Raw genomic sequence first — 23,987 nt, forward strand, 5'->3', positions numbered from 1 at the left:
GCTTGCATTTTTCACGGTGCTTTTTAAAATACGCTTTTGCTTTAAAAAGCACCTGCCCCTCGAGGATTCTCCCGTGCACGCTCTGGAACAGAAAATCTTAGCTGAAGGTATCGTTCTCTCTGAAGAAGTTCTGAAAGTCGATTCTTTCCTGAACCACCAAATTGACCCTGTGATGATGCAACAAATTGGTCAAGAATTTGCCCGTCTTTTTAAAGATGCTGGCATCACAAAAATCATTACGATTGAAGCATCAGGTATTGCACCTGCAGTAATGGCTGGTCTTGAACTTGGTGTTCCTGTGATTTTTGCACGTAAATATCAATCTTTGACCTTAAAAGATGATTTGTATCGCTCAAAAGTGTTTTCTTTTACCAAACAAACTGAAAGCACGATCGCGATTTCTAAAAAGCACATCAATGCTGAAGATAAAGTTTTAGTGATTGATGACTTCTTGGCCAATGGTCAAGCGGCTTTAGGTCTTGCAGATCTTATTCATCAAGCAAGTGCTGAAGTGTTGGGTATCGGTATCGTGATTGAAAAATCATTCCAACCTGGTCGTGATATTTTGCTTGAAAAAGGTTATCGCGTTGAATCATTGGCACGTGTGAAATCGCTGGCGAATGGTACAGTTGAATTTGTTCGTGACTAGTTTACGTTCAAAAGAAAAAAGAACACATCAGGTGTTCTTTTTTTTGCTAAAAATTTGCCATTAAGGTGACATAGAGCGCACTTTTTAACGCCTTAGTTACAAGCAGACAAAACATCGGTGTGCAAAACTCGATAAAATTCAGGAAAATCGTCACATTTGATCGAATGGGTCAACTACTCATCTGTCAAATTACATTATGCTGCACCATAAATTCGGCCATTTTATTTTTTAAGGCTATGGAAAGTTATGAATACAGAAGAGCAAAACATGGAATCGACAGTTAAATGTCCAAAATGTGGATCAACCCATATTGAAAAGCGTAACCATGAACAAAACTTACAAAAAATTGGTGGTGTCTTACTCAGTGGTGCAGGAACTGCTGCAGGGACTGTTGGTGGTGCGGCATCTGGCGCATCTATTGGTGCTGCGATTGGTGGTGTGACTGCAGGCCCACTTGGCGTGATTATGGGCGGAACCATCGGGACTTTTGTCGGTGCGATTAGCGTCGGTATTACCGGCGGTTTTCTAGGACACCGTTTTGGTAAAAAAGCCGGCGTGATCGTCGATCAAAATATTTTTCTCGACTACCAATGTTTAGACTGCAAACAGCGATTTGAAGTTGAGCAACAGCCTGAAGACGCTGCAAAGACTTCGGATCAAGACTAATTTCGATATTAAAAAAGAGCGCATCAGCGCTCTTTTTTAATAGGTTATTGTTTTTCTAATATGTATTTCTAGTCTATTGAAATGCTATTCGAAACCATGGCGAATCAATTATTTTGAAACATCAGTTAAAGATTTTGAGTCCACTTTAACTTGATCTTGTTTCACTAAAAATTCTTTTTCTTCGGCTTTTTCTCTTGCGGGAAATCCATACTGTATAAACTGGCATTGCCGTACACAAGGAAGATGCAGCCAATACGGAACACAGGAAAGTCATTATAAAATTAATAATAGACATCACACACCCCAAAGAAGAAATTTAAATACAAATCATGTAATCAAAAATAAAAATAACGCGCCCAAAGACAGAGCAATATTCGACTCGAAACCATCACTGAGCAGGCTGTATTTAAAAACTTTCAATATATTGTTGATATCATTTATTTTTAATATTTCAGGAATAGTTCGACAGATTTATTTTTATATTTTGGTCGGTATACAACGACATAAATAAAAAGACGTCACACGTAAATAAAGCAAGAAAAGTGCAATATTTAAGCCTTTTCTTGCCCGTTCGCTACAAAGTTAGCGCAACTTCCTAGAGCAAGTAAGTATCAAATCAACTTTTTGACGACTTCGCCTAGGCGTTTACCCAGCTCTTCACACAAGTTACGCTCATCTTGACTCAATGACTGATCATGGCGTGGACCACTGACATGGCTTGCACCATAAGGTGTACCACCCGTTTTGGTATTCGATAATGCAGGATGGGCATTACTTAAACCCATAACCATCATTCCGTGATGAAACAAAGGTGGCAGCATGGTCAGCAAAGTACTTTCCTGTCCCCCATGCATTGAACCTGAACTGGTAAACACACAGGCAGGTTTACCATGTAATGCGCCATTGAGCCAAAGCGCTGTGGTTTGATCCCAGAAATATTTCATTTCCGACGCCATATTACCAAAACGTGTTGGCGAACCAAGGGCTAAACCTGAGCAATGCGCTAAGTCATCTAAGCTACAGTAAATATCGCCTTCGGCAGGAATACTGGGCTGCACGTCAGTCACCACAGCGGATAAATTTGGAACGGTTCGTATTTTTACCGCCATTCCAGACGCTTCAATTCCATTGGCAATCAAATGTGCCATCTCACGTGTTGAACCATATTTGCTGTAATACAGCACTAGTACATAAGCTTGCGTCATTTTTATAAATTCAATGAAAAAAGAAAACTATACGGTATTTTTCCTATTTTTTGGTTAAGCTAAGTGATGAAAATTGCATAAACATGACTAAAATAACTCGAGACTTGAACGAATGATCGAAGCATTTTTAAAAAAACTTCCCTTTTACGACAAGAAATGGTTTCAGTTTGTTTTATTTGTCATTCGACGTTTTGAAGCAGATCGCTGCCGTGAACAAGCAGGATCATTAACCTATACCACCTTGTTTGCAGTGGTACCCATGTTGACCGTATTCTTGGTCATCATCTCCTCAATTAAAGCTTTAGAACCTGCTCGTCAACAGCTTCAACAATTGATTTATAGTAATTTCCTACCGAAAACGACAATTGCTTTTGATAAAGCACTGAATGCATTCACCGATAAATCCAGTAACCTGACCGTGATAGGTGTACTGTTTTTATTCATTACCACAGTTATGATGCTGACCAGCATTGAGACAGTATTTAACCGAATTTGGCGGGTGCGTGAGACACGTGGCGGCATTATTGGCTTTATGCGCTATTGGACTATTATCTCATTAGGCCCAATCTTACTGGGTAGCGCATTTGTTGTGTCATCTACCTTGGCCTCTATGAATGTCCTCAGCAATAATTTTGCCGGCTATGAACTGGATGGGGCTTTTCTGCTGTGGATCTTGTCTTTTTCATTGACCATTTTAGGTTTTTTCATTCTGTATTGGACGATTCCCAACCGCAGTGTGCCGATTAAGGCGGCGCTGATCGCGGGTGTCTTTAGTGCGGTGGTATTTGAATTACTCAAAAACCTCTTTGGTTTTGTCATGTCAAATTTCACCAGTTATCAAATCGTTTACGGTGCTTTTGCTGCAGTGCCAATTTTCCTGCTTTGGATATTCCTTTCATGGAATATCGTACTGATTGGGGTAGAAATTAGTTATGCACTGACCGCTTTCAATTCGGGCAACGACCAAAAACGTCATCCTGTGATTATGTTGATGGATTTGCTTGAATTATTTTATAAAAAGCAAAAACTCGGTCAGAGCGTGACAGAAAAAGAAGCGCTTGAGGTTTTAGGGCGTGATGAAATCGGCCGCCTGCCAAGCTATATTTTATTGTTTGAAGAGCAACACCTGATTAAACGTACAGATGATGATCATTATGTTTTAGTTCGTAATTTAACCCAAGTGGACTTTTGGAGTTTTTACAGTAAGCTGCCCTATCCGCTCCCTAAACGGCAAGATTTAGGTCGCGTCGATCCAGATGATGTTTGGATGGAAAAAATTGGGCCGCAACTGGTCGAATCGGATGATTATCTCGCGGCCAAACTCTCGATTCCACTTGCGACTATTTTTGAAGAAAAATAACCGTACATATAAAAAAGGAGAGCCGTAGCTCTCCTTTTTTATTTATACATGATATTAGATCGCTGTGCGCTGACGTCCCATCAATTTAGACAACCACCGATGCAAGGTTACCGTCATCACTCCGACCATTACTAAGGCCGTCCCCAAGATAAAATTCAGTTCAATCGTTTCATTTAAGATCAATACGCCAAAGACCAGTCCAAAGATTGGGGTAAGGAATGAAAAAACGCCCAGACCATTGGCCAGATATTTACTTAACAGCCAAAACCAAAGCATCAGGCTAAAAAATGAAATAATGAGCACATGAAAAATCATACTGCTGATGGACAACACCGTCCAATGCACGGTCATTTGTCCTGTCAGCCACGCCACGGGTAATAAAAACACGCAACCACCAACCAACTGATAAAACAAGGTCTGAGTCGGAGGTGCATCAGAGAGTTTGGTGAGTCTTAATGAAATGGTGGTCAAGGCCCACATCACCCCAGCAAGTAATGCCATCGCATCACCCAACAGGGCTTGAGTGTTGACTGTAGTACTACTTTCACGTCCCATAAACGACAGTACTATTCCTGAAAAGGCAATAAAAATACCGACCCATTGGATCGCTGTAAGCTTTTCTTCAGGCAACTTCCAATGTAAACCTAGTGCCACGAATATCGGTGCGGTATAGAGCAAGACAACGGTATGTGATGCAGAGGTATAGCGCAGGGATTCTGCCACTAAAATAAATTCGGCTGAAAATAAAAACGCCAACCAAATACCCGGCAGCAAGTATTCGCGTGTATATAAATGTGTTCCCAGCTTGAGATGAATCAGTGGAAAGACCAACAGCGCAGCCAAACCCGATCGGATGGCAATTTGCATGATCGGCGCAATATCAACCGCGGCCAATTTCAAAATGACCTGCTGAATCCCTAAAATCATGCACAAAATAATCATCAGGCCAGAAGCTTTTGCATCTAGCGCCTTACGCTGTTCCACACTATTTACTCGACAATACGACAAGCAACACTATAGAACTGTCAGAAATAAAATATATACTTCAAAATAGACAAGTGATCTTCTTATTCAGGCAAAATTTCTCATGCGTCATAAAGCTCGTGCAGATCATACGCAGTTGCAACAACTTCCCACCAACGATGAAATTCAAGCAGCGCTGTGGATCAGTTTTCGTGACGCTCCTGCACTGTCTGTTTATCCCGTCCATGGGCATGCTTGGGGCGAGTTTGTCTATGCCTTTAATGGCGTAATGGAAGTGAACATCAACCAGATAGACTATATTACCCCTCCACCTTATGGCATCTGGCTTCCCCCACATTTAGAACATAGTGGTTTAAATCGTACAGCGGTTTCACATGGAACCTTATATGTACATGAATCGCTATGTACTCACTTACCGAAACAACCGGGGATTTTACTCAGTTCCCCCTTAGTCACCGCGATCTTCAGCCATTTGCGTCTCTTACACCAACAAGCCGACCTCATGGAAAATACGGCCGAATATCAACGCTTACTCCAAGTGATCTTAGATCAACTGCATCAAGCCAAATTGGTCAGTAGCTATTTACCGCATTCGGAACACCCTGCCCTTAAACAACTGCTTGATTATTTACATCAACATCCTGCGGATCAGAGCGCGCTTGAGCAATTAGCACAGCAGATAAACATGACGGAACGTACTCTAGCGCGATATTGTCAAAAAGAACTCGGGATGTCACTGCATGAATGGCGACAACGTCTCAAAGTTATGAAAGCCATGTCCATGCTCAACGCAGGCCAAACCGTCGAAAATATTGCCTTAGAACTTGGCTATGCCAATGCCTCGGCGTTTATTAATATGTTTAAAAAATGGATGCTTTGCACCCCAGATCAGTTTAGGAAATCCGCTTTAAAGCCCTAAATGTGTTTAAATTTAGCTATAAGTGTCTCTATAAAGTGATTCAACAATCCGTTAAGATCAAAAAATCTAGGAAAAATGATAATAATTCCATTTCGAATGAATAAAAAAACCATTTTAGCGCTGTGTTTATCTGCCGTATTTTTAACGGCTTGTAGTTCCAAAGAACAGCGTGAATTTAAATCTACACTCAAAACCGCTCAAACGGGCGATGCGACTGCACAAATGAAAGTGGGTGATTTATACCTCAGTGGAACGGGCACAGAACAAAATATCGAACAAAGTGTACATTGGTACAAAGCTGCTGCGGATCAAGGCACTACGGACGCATTCGCATGGTTGATGACTCAAGCCTACCAAGGAAACCCGTATGCAGATCAAGTGATTCGAAAGATGCAGCAAGATGGCAATATTTTCCTTGCACACTGGGTGCTAGACCTTGCAAAAAAGACTCATGATCCTGCTGCTGAATATACCGTTGGTTGGATGTACGACACGGGAAAAGGCTTAATTCAAGATAAGCACCAAGCGCAAATTTGGTATGAAAAAGCTGCCAAACAAAAGAATGTCGAAGCGATCAAAGTCTTGGGAAATCAACATTATTTTTCTGAACATCCTTCGTCTACACCCGACAAAGCAGCTGAATATTTAAGCTATGCCGCAGAACAAGGGCAAGATGCTGACGCGGCGATGAAAATGGCACATTATTATCATTATGATATTCGAGATGGTGAAAAAGCGCGACAATGGTATGCCAAAGTAGGTGCATTGGGAGACACCGACTCACAGCATATGGCCGAGACCTATGAAGCATGGAAAGATACTGGTCCTTTACAACCGAATGAGCCACCGCCATCAAGCAGTACCGAATAGATCAATCAAAAAAGGCTGCATTAAGCAGCCTTTTTTGTATTTTTTTCACAGATTATTTGACAAAAGTTGTCCAAACAAAATCCTGATTTTTGCCTTTTAGGGTCATTTTCAACTGCTCACCTGACTGTAGTGCCGCGACACCTGCAGGCGTACCCGTCATGACCACATCACCCGCCTCAAGACTAAACACTTGGCTAATATCGGCCAACAAAGTACCCACATCAAAAATCAGCAATGCAGTATCACCGTTCTGGCGCAGTTCATCATTGATATGCAAGGTGTAATGCACATTTTTCCAATCTTGAACCACCTCTTGGACATCGATCCAATCCGCAAGGATGCAAGAACCATCATAAGCTTTGGCACGTTCCCACGGCTGACCTTTTTTCTTTAAGTCATCTTGTAGATCACGCAAAGTCAGATCTAAGCCCAAAGTCACAGCTCCAACTGCTTCTAAGGCTTTGAGAGGATCAGTTTCAGCCGATAAAGGACGATCAATACGTAAACTTAATTCGCATTCATAGTGACAACTGCCCCATACAGGATTCCATGAGATGCCTTGGTCTAATGCGGTTAATGCACTTGGCGGCTTCATAAAAAGTACAGGACGGTCAGGAATTGCATTGCCTAATTCTTTGGCATGATCTGCATAACTACGACCGACGCAAACAATTTTAGATGGACGTGACTGCATACTACTCCCTCTTTTGTTATGAATAGATTGTCTTAGTGCTGAAAAGTATTGGTAAAAATCGCTTGGTCCGCAGTATTTTTAAATGCACTTTTCGGCACAATAATCACGGTTTTATTTTTCAGTTCAAGCATATAGGTCAATTTGCCTTCAGCAAAATTTGCCACTTCAGCATAATGGAAGACATTCTTACGACCATTGGCATGAATTTCTGCATAGTCTTGAAATAAATCAATACCTTGTTCACTTTTGCCTAATTGGTATTTTACAAACTGGCGTTTAAACATCATCGGTAAAAACCAATAACGCATGATGCCTTGAAGGAGTAAAAAGAAAGCACCCAGCCCAACATAGTAGGCACCAACTCCATCTACACCCAAGTAAAAACCCCAGATGATAATCCCAAGGCTAATCGCTGGTGTTAAAAAACGCGTAAATTGCTTTTTGCCAAAAGTTGCTAGTGCAAAACCATCCTGTGATTCTTCTAGATTTAAAAAATAGCGCAGCGATAATGCAGGTAGATTCTCAGACATAAGCGTATGAATATTTAAAAATGAATTGCGCTAAATACTACACCACAATTCAAACTTGCTTCATGCTTTTTAATGGTCGGTTGTAACACTTCACTACTTCCCTTCTCTCTAGAAATACGTTAAAAACAGCAACAAATAAAAGATTGCATACGCAGGATGTGACATGCAGATAACAAAAATAATCATGGTACTGGTGTTTCTGAGTGGACTGAGCATATCGACCAGTTGGGCCAAATTCGTTCAATGGCAACCCCAAATTCCTAGTAGTTTGGACTTGTTTAATGGCAATGCCAAAGCCTTGGCCAATCTTGCTGGTGATCACATCGTGATTTTTGCGCATCCCTCACAACAGATTAGTTTGCCCACGATGAAAGCAGGTCAAAAAGTCGTTGGTAAATTTCAAAGTGCCGCCGTGGTTGTCCCAACCAACAGCAAAAATGTGGCAAGATTACTCAGTAATTATCCAAACTATGCTGGCTTATTTCCCACACTAAAATCTGCTGAGGTTTTGCAACAGCAAGGTTCAACCAGCCAAGTTGAATATCGCATCCACATCCCGACGCCGATTCCAGTTTTAAACTTTAAAGAAACCGTGGTGATGCAGCACCAAATTGATCACAACAGCATTAATAGTTTGGTTCTGCAAGCACCGGTGCCCTTTGGTGCAGGAAAAATTGAATGGTTTGAGATCGATGCTCAACACACCTTGATTAGTGTGACCCAATGGGGCGATTTAAATCAGCCCAAAGGTTTTTTGTTTAGCAAAATATTAAATGCCTTACCCGATGCTAAATTAGGGATTCCTGCGGGAACCAATGGTTTTTTACTCGAATCATTACAGCGTCGATTTAAAGCTTTTAGTAGTGAAACTCTCGCTGCAAATCAATTGCCTGAACTCAAATTAAATGCCTCTCAACTCGACAAAGTCACTCAATTAAGTCAAAGCTCGAAAGAACCTGTGTCCTTTATTTTGACAGCGCAGCGCGTTCCCTTTGGGCAAAATTATGAATTGATGCGCTTTAGCACCAGTTTTCAATATTATGCACAAGAGCCTTCGAGCTTACAGCGTTGGATTAATGTGTCTTCGTTCAAGCATTTATTTCCAAGACAAGTCAAACATATGCAAGTGCAGAAAATTAATCCGCACCTCATGGATGCCGACTATAAAATTTCGGTGGGTTTAGGTGTGATCAATATTCCCTTCGATTTTAAAATGCGTTTTAACTATCCCGATTTATTGCAAAATCAATACACCGCAACCGGTGGGGACTTAAAGTTTGTCCGAGGTGCTATGCATATTCGCCCCTTACAACAAGGGTCGTTATTACAATTGACCAGTGCGGTGAAGATTGATGACAAAGCACCGTTTTTACTTCGCGCCATGCGCAGTATGCCGTATCACGACATGCTGCCGGCTTTAGGCGGTAATACAGTCTTTGCACTCAAAGTTAAACAGAAGTTAAATTAGAACCTTAATTGATAAGCTGAATTTATTGGTTTTAGCTATATTTCAGACACAAAAAAACCGCACATGTGCGGCTTTTTCAATCTTGATCAAGTTGGTGCGCTCAGAGAGATTCGAACTCCCGACCCCTTAGTTCGTAGCCAAGTGCTCTATCCAGCTGAGCTATGAGCGCGACGTCTTGATGAGGCTCATTATACGTGATTTTTATTTTTTGTTAAGAGCTTTTTCATATAAATTTAACCAAACGCACAGCAAATAAACAATTGCCCTTTAAACACGCTAAAAATCAGCCAGATTTACTTTTTTAATGGCTTTTGCATCACAAGTTTGGAATTTAAACTTAGCAATACTCACGTATAAATGCTCAAGATAGATAACAAATCTATCGCCATCATTGAATCACTGCTTTAACTCACCCAATTCTTTTTAAACTTAGATTTAAAAAAATTGCATTACTATGAATATCTGAAAAAAGGGTTATCTATAGAAGATAAGCAAAATTGAAATTTACTGATGGGTAGTTTTATGAAATAGAACGCTTAATAGAATCCAAACAAAAGACAGCTATATCAAAGCGATAAATCACAAGCACAAAAAAACCGCAACATGTGCGGTAATTTGTTCAAGTTGGTGCGCTCAGAGAGATTCGAACTCCCGACCCCTTAGTTCGTAGCCAAGTGCTCTATCCAGCTGAGCTATGAGCGCGTAACTTGTGTCGTCTTAAAAGACTACGTTTTCAGATTTACTTATTGGTGCGCTCAGAGAGATTCGAACTCCCGACCCCTTAGTTCGTAGCCAAGTGCTCTATCCAGCTGAGCTATGAGCGCGACATAAGTAAATCGTGGCGGTGAGAGAGGGATTCGAACCCTCGATACAGTTGCCCGTATGCATCCTTAGCAGGGATGTGGTTTCAGCCACTCACCCATCTCACCGTAACGTGCCGCCATAATACAAAGATCATGATACGACTGCAAGCACAGTCGTTATATTTTTTTCATTTTTTTACTCAATTAGATATTTTTTAAACGATTTTCAAAAAATTAGTGCAAAATTAGTTCAGCACGCACTGCTGTCCCCTACTTTTCAGCTTTAAACCTTATAAAATATCGGCATAAAACACTTTATTGCAATCAATTGCGTGCAGTATCTGCTTGCATGACTTATGCTAATCCTAATCTTCTGATTTGAAGCCAAATACATATGAAAAACTGGGTCGACCCTGAAGCAAAAGCTGAAGCCGAACGTTATGACAATCCAATTCCAAGCCGTACTCTGATTCAAGAGACGATTGAACAACTGAAAACTGCAATGTCGCATGCCGATCTTGTAGAACATTTTGAAATTGCCGATCAAAAAAGTATTGATGCACTGAGTCATCGTCTGATTGCGATGGTTCGAGATGGTCAGTTGATGAAAGATGGATTTAAGTTCCAGCTTGCAGCTGAGCAACCGACTCATGAAGCAACGGTTTATATCAACTCAAAAGGTTTAGGCACAGCCAATATTAGCGGTGAAGATGACCTTTTACTTCCTGAGCGTGAGTTACGTCAGGTGTTTAATGGTGACCGTGTTAAAGTCCGCCAAACTTCGGTAGACCGTAAAGGCAAAGCATGGGGCTTTATTACTGAAGTTCTACAGCATCGTGTCAAAGAAATTATCGGTAAAGTGTCTGAGTATGAAGGCGAATATTTTATTCAGCCGGCAAATCCCAATGCACACCAACCGATTACGTTAGAAAGAGAATTAATCGAGCATGCCAAAGTCAAACTCGGTGACTCTGTACGTATTGCGATTGACAGCTACCCAACCAAAGAAGAATTTGCGACAGGTCATATTGTTCAGTCGATGGCTGATAAAGCAGACACTGAAATTATTATTCCGCAAACCATTTTAGAATTTGGTTTACCTTACGAATTCCCTGAAGCAGTACAACAAGAAGCCGACAGCTTTAAAGAACCGTCAGAACAAGACCGTGAAGGTCGTGTCGATTTACGTGATTTAGCACTTGTCACCATTGATGGTGAAGATGCCCGTGACTTCGATGATGCCGTGTATGCGGAAAAACGTCCGGGTGGTGGTTATCGCGTTGTGGTAGCAATTGCCGATGTCAGCCATTATGTACGTCCGGGTAAACCGCTCGATGACGAAGCTCAAGAGCGCGGTACATCGGTGTACTTCCCTCATTTTGTATTGCCGATGTTGCCTGAAGCGCTGTCGAATGGTTTATGTTCTTTGAACCCACACGTAGACCGTTTATGTATGGTCTGTGATTTAAACTTATCTCGCGCGGGTCGTGTCACTAAGTTTGAGTTCTATCCGGGTGTAATGCATTCAAAAGCTCGTTTGACCTATACTCAAGTGGCCGAATATTTTGAGGGTAATAGTCAAGCCATTCCTGACGACCGTGATGTACGTAAATCGGTCAATACCTTATTCCAATTGTATCAAGTGTTGAAAGGCTTACGTGCTGAACGCCACGCGATGGAATTTGAAACCGTTGAAACTTATATGACCTTTGATGAGCTAGGCGGTATTAATGAAATCCTACCGCGCAGCCGTAATGATGCACATAAGCTAATTGAAGAATGTATGTTGTTGGCAAACGTCGCAGCGGCAGAATATGCATTAAAAAATGAAATTCCAATGCTGTACCGTGTGCATGAGCCACCTGAGTTTTCACGCATTCAAAAGGTTCGTGATTTTGTGAAATTATTGGGGCTGCCATTCCCTGAACAGCCGACTCAAGCTGACTATCAAGCCGTGATTGATGCCACCAAAGACCGTATTGATGCTCCAAGCATTCATGCCGTTTTACTCCGCTCAATGATGCAAGCTTATTATGGCGCGAACAATGCAGGTCACTTTGGCTTGGCTTATGAAGCGTATACGCATTTCACATCTCCAATCCGTCGTTATCCAGACTTGTTACTTCACCGTGCCATCAAAGCACAATTGAAGAAAAAGCCTTACCCAATTTCTGGTGCTTCGCTGGATGATGCAGGTGAACACTTCTCTGCGACCGAACGCCGTGCAGATGAAGCTTCACGTTCTGTCACTACATGGTTGAAGTGCCATTACATGCAGCAGCATTTGGGTGAAGAGTTTGTCGGCACCATCAGTGCGACTGCTGAATTTGGCCTGTTTGTAACGCTCAAAGACTTATATGTTGATGGCATGATCCACGTCAGCCAATTGGGTGATGACTTCTTTGTCTATGACCAACCAAGTCAGAGCTTAATTGGTCAATCTCGCGGTCAAGTTTTCAGTCTCGGCGATGAAGTGAAAATTAAAGTCGCTGGTGTAAACCTAGAAGAGCGCAAAATTGACTTTGAATTGATTCAACAATTGAGCCATGCAGGTCGCGCTATTCGCGCACGTGCCCCTCGTGTTGCAAAACCTACAGCCAAAGAAGAAGTCTTTTCAGAACGTAAAACCAACGTTGCTGAAGATAGAGAACAGCCCATACGACGCAAAAAGTCGAAATCTAAGCCCAGTTCATTCGGTAAAAAGCCTGCTAAAAAATCTGCAGGCAAATCTGAAGCGAAGGCTAAAGATAAAGTGAAGAAAAAATCCAAACCGAAAAAGAAAAAATCCAATGCAAAATCATCTGCGGATTAAGGTTGAAAGAAAAGAGCGCTTCGGCGCTCTTTTTGATTCTGAAATTAAAATTAAATGTTTGACATTTCAACAAATATTGCTATCTTCTAGCCGTCTTTTAACGGGGGTTATTATGAAAACAATATTTACTGCACTACTAACATGTTCAATTTTATTCAGCACAGGCTGTGCAACCATGTTTAATGGTTCATCTCAAACGGTCAACATTCGTAGTAACGATGCCGATGCCAAGCTCTATGTGAATGAAGAGTATATGGGTAAAAACAATGCTGTTTATACTTTTAAAAAGAAAGAAAACTATGTTTTAAAGGCTGAAAAAACAGGCTGTAAAACGACTACAGTCGTTCCTACAAAAACGTTTGACCCTACAACCCTTCTCGGGGTTTTAGTCGACTGGGGAATTATTTCTATTTTAGTGGTTGATGGTGCGGCAACAGGCTCGTGGCAGAAATTCAATCAAACAAGTTTTGTGATTGATCCTGATTGTTAATTCATCATTAAGCCTGCATTACATGTAGGCTTTTTATTTCATAATAAAGAATAAAAATATAAACCTTGATTTAACCCGCAACAAACCCTACATCTATAAATAACTCAGGATTTATATGAAGTAGAAAATATGACTTTAGAAAAGGCAACTTTGCCCGTTCCTCAATTTGATCAAATCACTTTAGATCAACTCAAAGAAAAAATTCAAAATGCGATTCAACACGGTCAACAATTTCTAAATGAACTGACAGTTATTCCAGATTCGGTACAAAAACAACTAAATACGTTAGAACAGGTCGATGATCTTGAAAATAATATGAGTGAAGCTTGGGGCGTGCTGTCGCATCTGAACGCCGTGATGAATAATGCTGAAACTCGAGAGCTCTACCAATCTTTATTACCCAGCCTGAGTGAGTACTATACGCAGCTAGGTCAACATACAGTGTTGTATCAAACGTATCAGCATGTACATGACAACAGTGTATTTGACACGCTTCCTGCAGCACAGCAAAGCGCGATTAAACTTGCGTTACGAGATTTTAAACTTTCAGGCGTAGCCTTAGAAGGTGAAGCGAAAAAACGCTATGCAGAAATATCTGCACGACTTTCACAGTTATCATCAGACTTTTCCAATCACGTATTGGATGCCACCCAAGCCTACTTCAAACCTTTAACTGAAGCGCAGCTCAAAGGACTACCTCAAGGCAGTATTGAACTTCTGAAACAATATGGTCAGCAACGCGAACTCGAACAGGCTGTAGCCACACTCGACTTCCCGTCTTATATTGCCATTATGACCTATGCAGAAGACCGCGAAGTGCGTGAAGCACTCTATAAAGCCTATACCACACGTGCTTCTGATCAGGCAGACTCTGCTGAATTTGATAATACAGCGGTCATGGAAGAAATCTTGAAACTACGTCAGGAAATGGCTAGCCTGCTTGGTTTTAACAACTACGCCGAATTGTCTTTAGCAAGCAAAATGGCACCCGATGTGGCAACTGTAGATCAGTTCCTGATTGAACTGGCAGAACATGCGCGTGCGCCAGCAGAGAAAGAAATCGCTGAACTGAAAGCCATTGCAGCGCAAGACGGTATCACTGAGTTGCAACCGTGGGATGCCACTTTCTATTCAGAAAAACTCAAAGTTAAACAATTTAATTTGTCACAAGAAGACCTGAAGCCCTACTTCCCTGCACCTAAAATTATTCAAGGCTTGTTCAGCATTGTAAATCGTCTCTATGGCATCAATGTAATCGAGCGTGAAGCGCCTGTTTGGCATCCCGATGCACGTTATTTTGAACTTGAAGATCAAGGCAACGTGATTGGCGGTTTCTACTTTGACCTGTATGCACGAAGTGGCAAACGTGGCGGCGCATGGATGAGCGGCTTCCGTTCACGCATGCAAACTGAAAATGGTCTGCAAAAACCAATTTGCTACATGGTCTGCAACTTTACCCCACCTGTCGGTGAGCAAGCTGCTTTACTCACTCATGATGAAGTAACAACGCTGTTCCACGAATTTGGTCATGGCTTACATCACATGCTTACTGAAGTCGATAATATTGCTGTGGCTGGTACACATGGCGTGGCGTGGGATGCTGTAGAGCTGCCAAGTCAATTCATGGAGTTTTGGACTTGGGATCAAGAAAGTTTAGATTTACTCAGTGAACATATCGAATCAAAACAAACTTTACCAGCCGATCTGCTAAAAGCACTGCAAGATGCACGTTTCTTCCAGTCTGGGATGCAAACTTTACGTCAAATTGAATTTGCCATGTTTGACTTAAATATCCATAAGGCCAACCCTGCTTTGGACGCTGCAGGCATCCAACAAACCTTAGATGATATTCGTCAAAAATATGCAGTTGCACCCACCACTTCGTACAACCGTTTCCAACATGGTTTCAGTCATATCTTCGCAGGTGGTTACGCTGCTGGCTATTATTCATACAAATGGGCAGAGGTTTTGGCAAGTGATGCCTTCGACCGATTCGAAAATGAAGGAATTTTTAATACTTCGACTGGCAAGTCGTTTAGACAATTTATTCTAGCAGTTGGCGGAAAAGATACGGCACTTGACGCATTTATCAATTTCCGCGGACGCGAGCCAAAAATAGATGCTTTGCTGCGTCATCAAGGTTGGACGAACGCATCTAAAAACGCTTAAACTAGGGACCTTAGTTAGATTCAAGGTAAGTATGATGACCATTAAACGACGCTTCATTGCAGGTGCAAAATGTCCAAAATGCCAAGCGATGGACCGGGTTGTCATGCTGACCTCTGGCGAAGACGAATGGATCGAATGCATTGATTGTGGTTACAGTGAAAATCGACCGACTCATGTCGATCAACCTGAACAACCTGCCGTGCCAGACGATATCGGTGTGATCCAATTTAAGCCACGTCAGCCTAAATAAAAATTAAGGTCAAGCAATGACAGAAGATCAAAGACATAATCCAAAATTGTTAGTTGGAATCATTGGGGGCTTAACGTTATTGATTGCTATCTTTTTTGCATATCAATGGTTAAGCAGCAGTACAGCAGATAAATCTGCGCTTCAAGAAGAAATGGTCGCTGCACCGGCTAAACCGCCTGTTGCAGTCCCAGTCCAATCTGAAACTGAAGCATCAGTCCCTGTCGCAGAGACTGAAACCCTTAAATTGGTCGAAGAAGACATTTTAGATGCAGCTGTACCTGAAAATGCCTCTTTAGCCAAAGAGGAAATTGCCAAATTAGATGACATTCAACAACAATTGAATGATCAGGAGCAAAGTTTAAAACAGCAGCATTCTGATGCAGATGAGCTGATTAAACTGAAAGAAGAACAAATTAAATTACTCGAAGCCCAGTTAGCACAACAAGCAAAATAACCGACTTCTGCTACACCATGCATACTTATAGGCTAGAATATCATCAGATTTTCTAGCCTTTTTGTTATGTCCACTACTACAACGCCACAAAATATCCCCAAAGCAATTGGCTTTCTCATGCTATCAGCGCTGCTTTTTTCCATCATGGGGGTTTGTATACGCTATGCATCTCACACGGTAGATAATGCCACCATCGTATTTTTTCGCAATGCGGTTGGCTTATTGATCTTTCTACCTTTGATCCTACAAAAAGGCAGCACATTTTTTAGAACTGAAAAACTGTGGATGCATACATGGCGTTCAATCGTAGGCTTGGTGGCAATGTATGGCTTTTTTTATGCCATTGCCCACTTAAAACTCTCCAATGCCATGGTCTTCACCTATTCCTCGCCGATCTTCATCCCCTTAATTGCATGGTTATTTTTAAAAGAAAAAATGACCCTGAGTATGCTCATTGCCGCAGTCATTGGTTTGATTGGCGTCCTCTTCGTCGCAAAGCCCGATGCAGGAATGTTCAATCAGTTATCACTCATCGGACTAACCGCAAGCTTCTTGGCAGCCATGGCATTTGTCACTGTCCGTGCCCTTACAGCAACTGAACCACCTGAACGCATCGTGTTTTATTTCTGCTTTTTTGGCACGTTCATATCGATGATCCCGATGCTCTGGCTCTGGCGTCCTTATAGTTTAAAGGAGTTAGCTTTTCTGATTACAGCGGGACTTTTGGCCAATATCAGTCAAATTTTTATGTCCAATGCCTATAAGCTTGCACCCGCAGGTCAAATTGGTCCTGTCAACTATATAGCGATTATTTTTGCCGGTATTTGGGGCTTTACACTGTGGCAAGAATTGCCAGATATTTACAGCCTATTCGGCTTTGCTTTTATATTTTTAGCGATTTTGCTTTGTAGTCCGATCCTACAAAATAAATTTAAAGAGTCATAATAGTCTCATTCACTTACCATCAATCGCACAGCCCCTTATTCAATAAAAAAGCACCCGAAGGTGCTTTTTGTATAGCTCACTGCGAATTTATTGGTACCAACCAAACAGTTTCAGAATATAAGGCGCATAAGTCACGATCACCAAAGCTGGGAACAATACAAGGATCGGTAAAATCCAACGTTCATAGCGATAATAGAAATTGGTGTATTGGGCTTTTGCTTCTGCATCTGCTGCCCGCACCTCCTCATCCCCGACGGAGAGTCGTGTCAACAAGTGATTCAGCGCTACAGGTGGCGAAACATAACCGAGCTCAAAGGCAACCAAAACGATCATCCAGAAGTGAATCGGATGGATACCATTTTCGTAGGCTACTGGTGCAATCGTTGCTGCAACCAAAATTACTGCCCCGAATGGATCTGTCGTCATACCAATAATCGCCAATAACAATGCGATAAAGGCCAACGAAATATAGATATTGCCCAAATGCGTTGGTAATAATTCAACGATTTCTGTCCGTTCAATCAAACCGCCGACACTTGCCGACAAGGCCATTAAGATAATTAATGCGCCAATGTGTCCAACCGTTTCTGAAGAAGCAAACCAAATTGAACTACCGAAACCACGACGGTTAGCCCCATGTCCACCATGTTCACGCATGAACTCAGAACTTTGCTCATGTTGTAAGCTGAGTTGTTCATGTGCATCTACAGTTTGCGAAGTAAAACGATCTGCAAACCAACGGTCAAACATAATGTAAACAATCAGAATAATCGGTAGAACCACAGGCGCGGTGAACTCATCCATTTGTGTATCTAAACCGTACTTGTAGAAAGCAATGACAAGCAAGGTCAGTACGATATACGGAATCACAGGAATGAACGCTTTCAGCATGCCCGGAATAGCCACTTTCGGCGATGCCACACGGAAACGTGTTTCTGCCAAGAACAGTGAAATACCCAAGAACAAGAATGCTGTGAGCCAGAACACATAGATACCGTGATCAAATAGCTCATCTGACGTCACATGGCGGCTATCAAGCATCGAGATCAGGATAATCAATAGACATGGACGGATGACCACACCTAAGGAACCTGACATTGCAGATACAGCGAGTGCGAACTGACGACGAGAGCCAGAGTTCCACACTTCTTTATAAATAATTGCACCTGCTGCTACAACAAAGATCCCCGAAGCACCGGTATAAGCAGTTGGAATAGCCGCGGCAATCAGAATTAACCACGTCAAAGTCTCAGGTGCTAAGTTCCATGGACGTAAAATCCCCAAGAACAAATCCATCACGCGCGTTTGGGTCAATAACATCCCGGCCCAAATAAACAGTGCAAGGTTCAGGAAAATCCCAGAGAATTCGACCAATTGTCCGAGGTAAATCCCCTGACCCATTGGGTAGTCCATAAAGAAGGTAAATGCTACACCCGTAATAATCGCCATAAAGGCATACAACGGTACACTCAATAGCGCAAAACCAATATTCCCCGGCCCCGGTTCTTTCGCCGCAGGTGGTTTAAAGAACTGATAAATACTGATGAGGGTGACAATACCAAACAGGGCTAGCCACAACCAATATACCGCCAAGGTTTCTGTGGTCGATTTCACCCCAGAATTTAGGACTGAATTAAACTGACTATATACCGAGAAGGTTAATAGGCCATTCCCAATCGCCATGAATAAAGCATAGACTTTATAATCCAAGCGTGTTGTTGGCGCACGTAGACCAATATGATGGAACTTCACTGAAGCAGTAATGGCAGACACCAAGACCATCAGTAAAAGAATCAATACACGGTTTTCGGAACCAAATTTAAAGATGCCAAAGAATGTCGTTTCAATCGCACGATAAGTACGAATACTTGGATGCTCATCTAAATAAGCTTTTGCTTTGTCATAAAATTGGAATTTTTCTTCACATTGCTGTACACCCGCCATGACCGATGCACGTACATCGGATTCAGATGCTGTACCAAAAATGTCAGCAAATTCATCCGCCGCATTGGCTTTCATTTGCGTTTGCACCATTTTTTCTACATCTGGGTGGCGGTCACAATCTGGCTTGGTCGGTTCTGCACGTAAAAATGAATACTGCATCCCAATGCTTTCATTACCATACAAACGCTCACCAGTACGCAGAAGCTGACCATGAATCATCTCCCCTGTCCCGATAATCAATGTAAGCAGAAGCAAGATCAACACGACTAGAGTCGAAATCCATTCTGTCCAGACATACCTTAACAGCCCGACGATGCCGGATCTGTTTTGTGCATCATTTTGCATGAGTCTTCCTATTTTTTATTTTGGAGCCTAGCGGGGCTAAGCATCCTTTTCCTTATCGGCTCGAGAAGTTCCTTTCCCTGACCTAACTGTTTTATTATTACGTTTAAATTTGCATCAATATTCAAAACATTAAAATGACAATATGTATTTTCTTTTCGGTTTTTTTTGTCAACCCAATCACCTAAAGTGCGCTAGCGATCCCAGAAATAATTACCAATAAGATAAAACACGGCGATGACAATGCCCCAAATCACCCCCAATAAATGAGCTTCGACTAAAACGGGGCTTCCTATTAATTCAGCCGTTCCGGTGTTCCCCACGGTATTTTCCCACACCAATTTTGCCAAAATCAGCAAGAGGACAAAGGCTGCAAAATTTCGCTCCCGCTTATACATTAAATGTACGCAAGCGACCGCAACATAGGCGCCATGCAAGACACCAGATAATCCTGCATAGGCTTCAATATCGGGAAGGAAAAAATAGAAACTTAGACTGATTAAAGGGGATAAAATCAATAAGATGGCAACAAAGTGCCATATTGAAACTCTTGGAAAAATAAACGGTAAGCAGATAAAGGCCAACATATTTAAAGCAAAATGAATCCAACCAACATGAACCCAATGGGCCGTCCATAAGCGCCAAAAGTCATGAAATAAATCATCTTGCCAGTAGATAAAATAGTCTTTAAATACCTGTAGCGAGGCACAGATCGAAACGAATACGGCAAGAAAGACAATTTTCGGAATTAAAAATTGTGTTTTCATTTTCGCTCCTCCTGTACCTCACATTTGGACTACATGCTTTATTAATTTGTTGCAGCACCACTCGTTTCTGTAGCACCACTGCTTTCAGCATCACCACTAAACAAATCATCAAGCTCGGAACTATTGGCACTTTCATCCCAGAAATGTTCCATACCATCATCACCGGTACGAACGCCTGTATGTTCAGTCCAATAACGATCTGAAATCCCTTTCACCATGCTTTCAGCCATACTGTCGATAAGCTTAAATTGCGGGTTAACAGGTTTTTCATCACTACGCGCTTGTGCAAAGGTACGTAAGGCATCACGGATTTTCGCATCATCGCCACTGGCTTGTGCAGCAACTGCATATAACGCATGTGACAGTCTTACGCCTTTTTGCTCACCAATTTGCGCCGATTGTTTTAAGGTTTGGTATGGATCAGGTTTTCCATCTCCTGCACCCGGCAATAACGTCCAGATCACAGCGCGGGTTGCATTTGGTGCGCCCCAGAATTTTTCATTATTCAGACACACCATACCGCGTTCAACGATCGCAGCAATGTCTTTCGGAACGTTTACCGCCCCACCTGAGTTAATATCATTGGTCATGGCCTGTAAGCCACTTAACATTCCCAACATATACACTGTTTGGTCAATGTCGCTGTTCATTTTTGGACAGCCTTCACCTAGACTTTTCTTATACTTCTTTTCAAAACGATCTTGAAATAATTGATAGCCGGTATATTGACGCTGTGCCGCAAGTGCCGCCCAACGCTTTTGCTCAACACGGGCATCCTGTGCTTCGGTCACTTGGTTGGCTTTAGATGCACGTAAATAGCGTAACTCTGCGTCCAAGGCTTTTTGTTCTGCACAAATCCCTGCTGCTGAATACATCAACACAGCCACACGTGTTGGGTCTGCGCCCATATCTTTGGTGGCCATAATGGCTGGAGTTAATGAATTACCTGAATTACACACCATTTCAGCATCTTCCATGGCTAAAATGGGTGGCACAATATGTTTTTCAGTAAATCCGAGTGCGACATTAGCACCGGTTTTTACAACCTGCGAACAACCCGCGAATAATGTACTTGTTATTGCTACAACTGCCACACCCTGGCATATTTTTTGGACGCTCGACATTTTCCTGTCCTCTATAATTGTGTTATGTCCATCACGACAAACATATCAGAAGCAAAAAATGAATAAAAGAGTATTTGCTCTAATTTGAACGACACACTGTGCCATGAATCACGCTGAATGCAATTGACTGATTTTTTAGAAAGACTAAATTTTAGGCAAAAAAAAGTAGCATAGCGACGGTTCGGCACATGCTACTTATTAACTGTGAAAGCGTTTGACTGCTTATTTTTGAGTTAACTGTTCCTTCAGCACTGTTCCTAGTCGTCCTATAACAATTGCTAACACAATCGCTATTACCAGAAACATCCAAGTTGGCATCATCATGATGATTTCCTTTAAGGGCTGTTGGTAAGGCTAATATATAGGCAGAGGATCACCGCACAGCTTAAAATTGTCTGACAATTTAAATATTTTGCCAATAAAATCCAATCCTGTCAGACAAGATTATTTTACCTACAAGATAAGATAATGAAATATTTGTATTTTATTGAATTTTAAAAAATAAGGCTGTCTAACAATTAGATCATTTTGGCCAATACTTTGAGTGATTTCCACTGTTTCAATGACAATTGATCGCGCCAAATAATCACCGGTTTTGCACGTGCATGCATAAAGTACACCACAATATACATTTGATGATCCAAAATATGGCTAATTTGAACACGTTGTACTGGGCGGTTCAGTCGTTGCAAAGACCAATCAGTTCCATCCAAATATTCTAGACTGGTGACGTGTAAATGCTTACGGAAAAACAGAACATAAACCACTAGCCCGATGAGAAAAAATATCCCCCAAAGCATGGGCGTTAGTAACTGATAAAGCAGCGTCATCAATACCGCAAAAATAAAAAACTGAAACGCATGCGATAAAAAACTGCGTTTCAGTTTGAATTGCCGATTATCCATGAACGTAATGTTTTAATTTTTGAATAAACGTTTTTAATTCAGGACGTGGCGGTTCACTAACTTCCATAAACCAATCCAACAAATCTGGATCTTCTGCAGCAACGAGTTCTGCAAACATGTCTTTTTCAGCTGCATCGGCTTGTAAATAGTAATTTTTGACGTAGGGATCAAAATAAACATCAATCTCTTTTAAACCACGACGTGCACGGTAGATCACTTTACGCTCTTCTAAGCTGATTTCATCAGTCATTGTCTTCCCCAATCTTTGAACCCGTCTAGTGTAACTCATCCACCCCATTGAAGTGGAGTGTTTTCACAGATTGACCGAATGCTTCATCGCATTTCCTGCTTTTGAATGTTCTGCACATTGCAGTCACTCGCTGCATCTTATAAGTTGAGACAAAGCCATAAAAATGAATAGGATATTCAAAATGCAATCTGGAGCGATTCGCCCACTCAACAACATGCTGCCACGTCAATTATTTAATGCAGAACATGATACATTTCGTGAAACAGTACGAAAATTTTATGAAAAAGAAGTTGTGCCCAATATCGAAAAATATGAAAAACAACAACATATTGACCGTGACTTATGGAATAAAGCCGGTGCCATGGGCTTGCTTTGTCCAACAATGCCCGAAGCTTATGGCGGCTATGGTGTAGACCGGCTTTATAGCATGATTCTGATTGAAGAGCAGGCCTATGCCATGGACTCCTCTACCGGCTTTTCACTGCATTCCGACATCGTGGCCAATTATATTCATAACTTTGGCAATGAAGAACAAAAGCTGCATTGGCTGCCGAAAATGGCTTCTGGCGAAACTGTGACTGCCATTGCAATGACCGAACCGGGCACAGGTTCAGACCTACAAGCCGTACGCACAACTGCTACAGAAGATGGTGATGACTATATTATTAATGGGTCAAAAATTTTTATCACCAATGGCTATTTATGTGACATGGCGATTGTGGTCTGTAAGACAGGCAATAGTGAAAAAGGCTCAGCTAATTTATCGCTAATTATCGTCGAGGCAGATCGCGTCGGTTTTAGTAAAGGCAAACCTTTAAACAAAATTGGCATGAAAGGTCAGGATACCTGTGAACTGTTCTTTGATAATGTCCGCGTCCCTAAAAGCAACTTACTCGGCATGCAAGGTATGGGCTTTATGATGCTGATGAAGGAATTGGCTTGGGAGCGCATGTTGGTTGCGATTATTTGCCAAGCCGGTGCAGAAGCAGCCTTTGCGCACACAGTTCAATACACCAAAGAACGTAAGGCATTTGGCAAGACCGTATCAAGTTTCCAAAACACCCGTTTTAAATTGGCAGAACTACGTACTGAGATCGATTTTTGTCGAGCTTATCTAGATCGCTGTATGGAACTACAACTTGAGGAACAGCTCGGTATTGACGCTGCAGCCGCTGCTAAATACAAAATTTCAGAAATGTTTTCCAAAGTTGTGGATGAATGTCTGCAGTTGCATGGTGGCTATGGCTATATGCTTGAATATCCAATTGCACGGGCTTATATCGACAATCGAGCCAATCGTATTTATGCAGGTACCAATGAAATTATGAAAGAGCTGATTTCCCGCTCTTTATAACAACAAAGCCCATCATCTGATGGGCTTTTTTCA

General features: G+C 41.8%; 22 protein-coding genes and 4 tRNA genes. 13 read left to right on the forward strand and 13 right to left on the reverse strand.

Annotated features, from left to right (window positions below; all coding sequences use genetic code 11):
- Window positions 1–73: 73 nt before the first annotated feature.
- Window positions 74–649 carry a xanthine phosphoribosyltransferase gene (locus FTT92_RS13665; RefSeq protein WP_078189246.1) on the forward strand — a complete coding sequence of 192 codons (576 nt, stop codon included), beginning with the start codon at window positions 74–76 and terminating at the stop codon, window positions 647–649.
- 267 nt (window positions 650–916) lie between these two features.
- On the forward strand, window positions 917–1,315 hold the full coding sequence (locus FTT92_RS13670) for a hypothetical protein (RefSeq protein ID WP_143221668.1): 399 nt from the start codon (window positions 917–919) through the stop codon (window positions 1,313–1,315).
- A 611-nt stretch (window positions 1,316–1,926) separates the two neighbouring features.
- Here the strand turns inward: FTT92_RS13670 and wrbA are convergent.
- A complete protein-coding gene (gene wrbA / locus FTT92_RS13675) occupies window positions 1,927–2,520 on the reverse strand; it encodes an NAD(P)H:quinone oxidoreductase (protein ID WP_180021639.1) in 594 nt (197 codons plus the stop codon).
- Window positions 2,521–2,632: 112 nt separating this feature from the next.
- On the opposite strand from wrbA, the gene FTT92_RS13680 reads away from it, so the two are divergent.
- Window positions 2,633–3,880 (forward strand): YihY family inner membrane protein, encoded by a 1,248-nt coding sequence (locus FTT92_RS13680; RefSeq protein ID WP_078192438.1) that lies wholly within the window; start codon window positions 2,633–2,635, stop codon window positions 3,878–3,880.
- Between the two features lie 54 nt (window positions 3,881–3,934).
- Here the strand turns inward: FTT92_RS13680 and FTT92_RS13685 are convergent, their stop codons facing one another.
- Window positions 3,935–4,864 (reverse strand): DMT family transporter, encoded by a 930-nt coding sequence (locus tag FTT92_RS13685; RefSeq protein ID WP_180172378.1) that lies wholly within the window; start codon window positions 4,862–4,864, stop codon window positions 3,935–3,937.
- A 103-nt stretch (window positions 4,865–4,967) separates the two neighbouring features.
- Between FTT92_RS13685 and FTT92_RS13690 the strand changes: the two genes are divergently transcribed.
- Both FTT92_RS13690 and FTT92_RS13695 read left to right on the forward strand, forming a co-directional pair.
- Entirely contained in the window at window positions 4,968–5,783 is an 816-nt protein-coding gene (locus tag FTT92_RS13690) for a helix-turn-helix domain-containing protein (protein WP_180172379.1), read from the forward strand.
- 96 nt (window positions 5,784–5,879) lie between these two features.
- Window positions 5,880–6,653, forward strand: coding sequence for a tetratricopeptide repeat protein (locus FTT92_RS13695; RefSeq protein ID WP_180172380.1), 774 nt, complete (start codon window positions 5,880–5,882; stop codon window positions 6,651–6,653).
- Window positions 6,654–6,705: 52 nt separating this feature from the next.
- On the opposite strand, the gene FTT92_RS13700 is transcribed toward FTT92_RS13695, so the two are convergent.
- Window positions 6,706–7,347, reverse strand: a complete 642-nt coding sequence (locus FTT92_RS13700; RefSeq protein WP_180172381.1) for a fumarylacetoacetate hydrolase family protein — start codon at window positions 7,345–7,347, stop codon at window positions 6,706–6,708.
- Window positions 7,348–7,379: 32 nt separating this feature from the next.
- Window positions 7,380–7,877, reverse strand: a complete 498-nt coding sequence (locus FTT92_RS13705) for a YcxB family protein (protein WP_180172382.1) — start codon at window positions 7,875–7,877, stop codon at window positions 7,380–7,382.
- 163 nt (window positions 7,878–8,040) lie between these two features.
- Between FTT92_RS13705 and FTT92_RS13710 the strand changes: the two genes are divergently transcribed.
- Window positions 8,041–9,345, forward strand: coding sequence for an SRPBCC family protein (locus FTT92_RS13710; protein ID WP_180172383.1), 1,305 nt, complete (start codon window positions 8,041–8,043; stop codon window positions 9,343–9,345).
- A 92-nt stretch (window positions 9,346–9,437) separates the two neighbouring features.
- Here the strand turns inward: FTT92_RS13710 and FTT92_RS13715 are convergent.
- The 4 genes from FTT92_RS13715 to FTT92_RS13730 form a co-directional block, all read right to left on the reverse strand.
- Window positions 9,438–9,514: transfer RNA gene (locus FTT92_RS13715), tRNA-Arg, on the reverse strand.
- A gap of 456 nt (window positions 9,515–9,970) precedes the next feature.
- A tRNA-Arg gene (locus FTT92_RS13720) sits at window positions 9,971–10,047 on the reverse strand.
- A 45-nt stretch (window positions 10,048–10,092) separates the two neighbouring features.
- A tRNA-Arg gene (locus FTT92_RS13725) sits at window positions 10,093–10,169 on the reverse strand.
- A gap of 15 nt (window positions 10,170–10,184) precedes the next feature.
- Window positions 10,185–10,274, reverse strand: a tRNA-Ser gene (locus FTT92_RS13730).
- Window positions 10,275–10,542: 268 nt separating this feature from the next.
- Here FTT92_RS13730 and rnr point away from each other — a divergent pair.
- From rnr to FTT92_RS13760, 6 genes are all read left to right on the forward strand, one after another.
- Window positions 10,543–12,960: a ribonuclease R gene (gene rnr / locus FTT92_RS13735; RefSeq protein WP_180172384.1), complete on the forward strand. Its 2,418-nt coding sequence runs from the start codon at window positions 10,543–10,545 to the stop codon at window positions 12,958–12,960.
- Window positions 12,938–13,450, forward strand: a complete 513-nt coding sequence (locus FTT92_RS13740; protein ID WP_257231731.1) for a hypothetical protein — start codon at window positions 12,938–12,940, stop codon at window positions 13,448–13,450. The genes rnr and FTT92_RS13740 overlap by 23 nt, the downstream gene beginning before the upstream one ends.
- Before the next feature lie 129 nt (window positions 13,451–13,579).
- Entirely contained in the window at window positions 13,580–15,619 is a 2,040-nt protein-coding gene (locus FTT92_RS13745; protein WP_180172385.1) for a M3 family metallopeptidase, read from the forward strand.
- 40 nt (window positions 15,620–15,659) lie between these two features.
- Entirely contained in the window at window positions 15,660–15,869 is a 210-nt protein-coding gene (locus FTT92_RS13750) for a YheV family putative zinc ribbon protein (protein WP_171256675.1), read from the forward strand.
- A 16-nt stretch (window positions 15,870–15,885) separates the two neighbouring features.
- The gene (locus FTT92_RS13755; RefSeq protein ID WP_078192446.1) at window positions 15,886–16,323 is read left to right on the forward strand and encodes a hypothetical protein; all 438 of its coding nucleotides are present in this window, start codon (window positions 15,886–15,888) and stop codon (window positions 16,321–16,323) included.
- A 66-nt stretch (window positions 16,324–16,389) separates the two neighbouring features.
- Window positions 16,390–17,268, forward strand: a complete 879-nt coding sequence (locus tag FTT92_RS13760; protein WP_180172386.1) for a DMT family transporter — start codon at window positions 16,390–16,392, stop codon at window positions 17,266–17,268.
- Window positions 17,269–17,355: 87 nt separating this feature from the next.
- On the opposite strand, the gene FTT92_RS13765 is transcribed toward FTT92_RS13760, so the two are convergent.
- From FTT92_RS13765 to FTT92_RS13785, 5 genes are all read right to left on the reverse strand, one after another.
- Window positions 17,356–19,557, reverse strand: a complete 2,202-nt coding sequence (locus FTT92_RS13765; RefSeq protein ID WP_078189260.1) for a TRAP transporter large permease subunit — start codon at window positions 19,555–19,557, stop codon at window positions 17,356–17,358.
- Between the two features lie 191 nt (window positions 19,558–19,748).
- Window positions 19,749–20,321: a rhombosortase gene (rrtA, locus tag FTT92_RS13770; RefSeq protein WP_078192449.1), complete on the reverse strand. Its 573-nt coding sequence runs from the start codon at window positions 20,319–20,321 to the stop codon at window positions 19,749–19,751.
- A 41-nt stretch (window positions 20,322–20,362) separates the two neighbouring features.
- Window positions 20,363–21,445, reverse strand: a complete 1,083-nt coding sequence (locus tag FTT92_RS13775; RefSeq protein ID WP_180077067.1) for a hypothetical protein — start codon at window positions 21,443–21,445, stop codon at window positions 20,363–20,365.
- Window positions 21,446–21,963: 518 nt separating this feature from the next.
- On the reverse strand, window positions 21,964–22,350 hold the full coding sequence (locus FTT92_RS13780; RefSeq protein ID WP_111885419.1) for a hypothetical protein: 387 nt from the start codon (window positions 22,348–22,350) through the stop codon (window positions 21,964–21,966).
- On the reverse strand, window positions 22,343–22,600 hold the full coding sequence (locus tag FTT92_RS13785; RefSeq protein WP_078189264.1) for a succinate dehydrogenase assembly factor 2: 258 nt from the start codon (window positions 22,598–22,600) through the stop codon (window positions 22,343–22,345). The genes FTT92_RS13780 and FTT92_RS13785 overlap by 8 nt, the downstream gene beginning before the upstream one ends.
- A gap of 181 nt (window positions 22,601–22,781) precedes the next feature.
- On the opposite strand from FTT92_RS13785, the gene FTT92_RS13790 reads away from it, so the two are divergent.
- Window positions 22,782–23,954 (forward strand): acyl-CoA dehydrogenase family protein, encoded by a 1,173-nt coding sequence (locus tag FTT92_RS13790; protein ID WP_180172387.1) that lies wholly within the window; start codon window positions 22,782–22,784, stop codon window positions 23,952–23,954.
- The last annotated feature ends 33 nt before the right edge of the window (window positions 23,955–23,987 follow it).

Source organism: Acinetobacter sp. YH12023, from assembly GCF_013420135.1.
Taxonomy (GTDB): Bacteria; Pseudomonadota; Gammaproteobacteria; order Pseudomonadales; family Moraxellaceae; genus Acinetobacter; species Acinetobacter amyesii.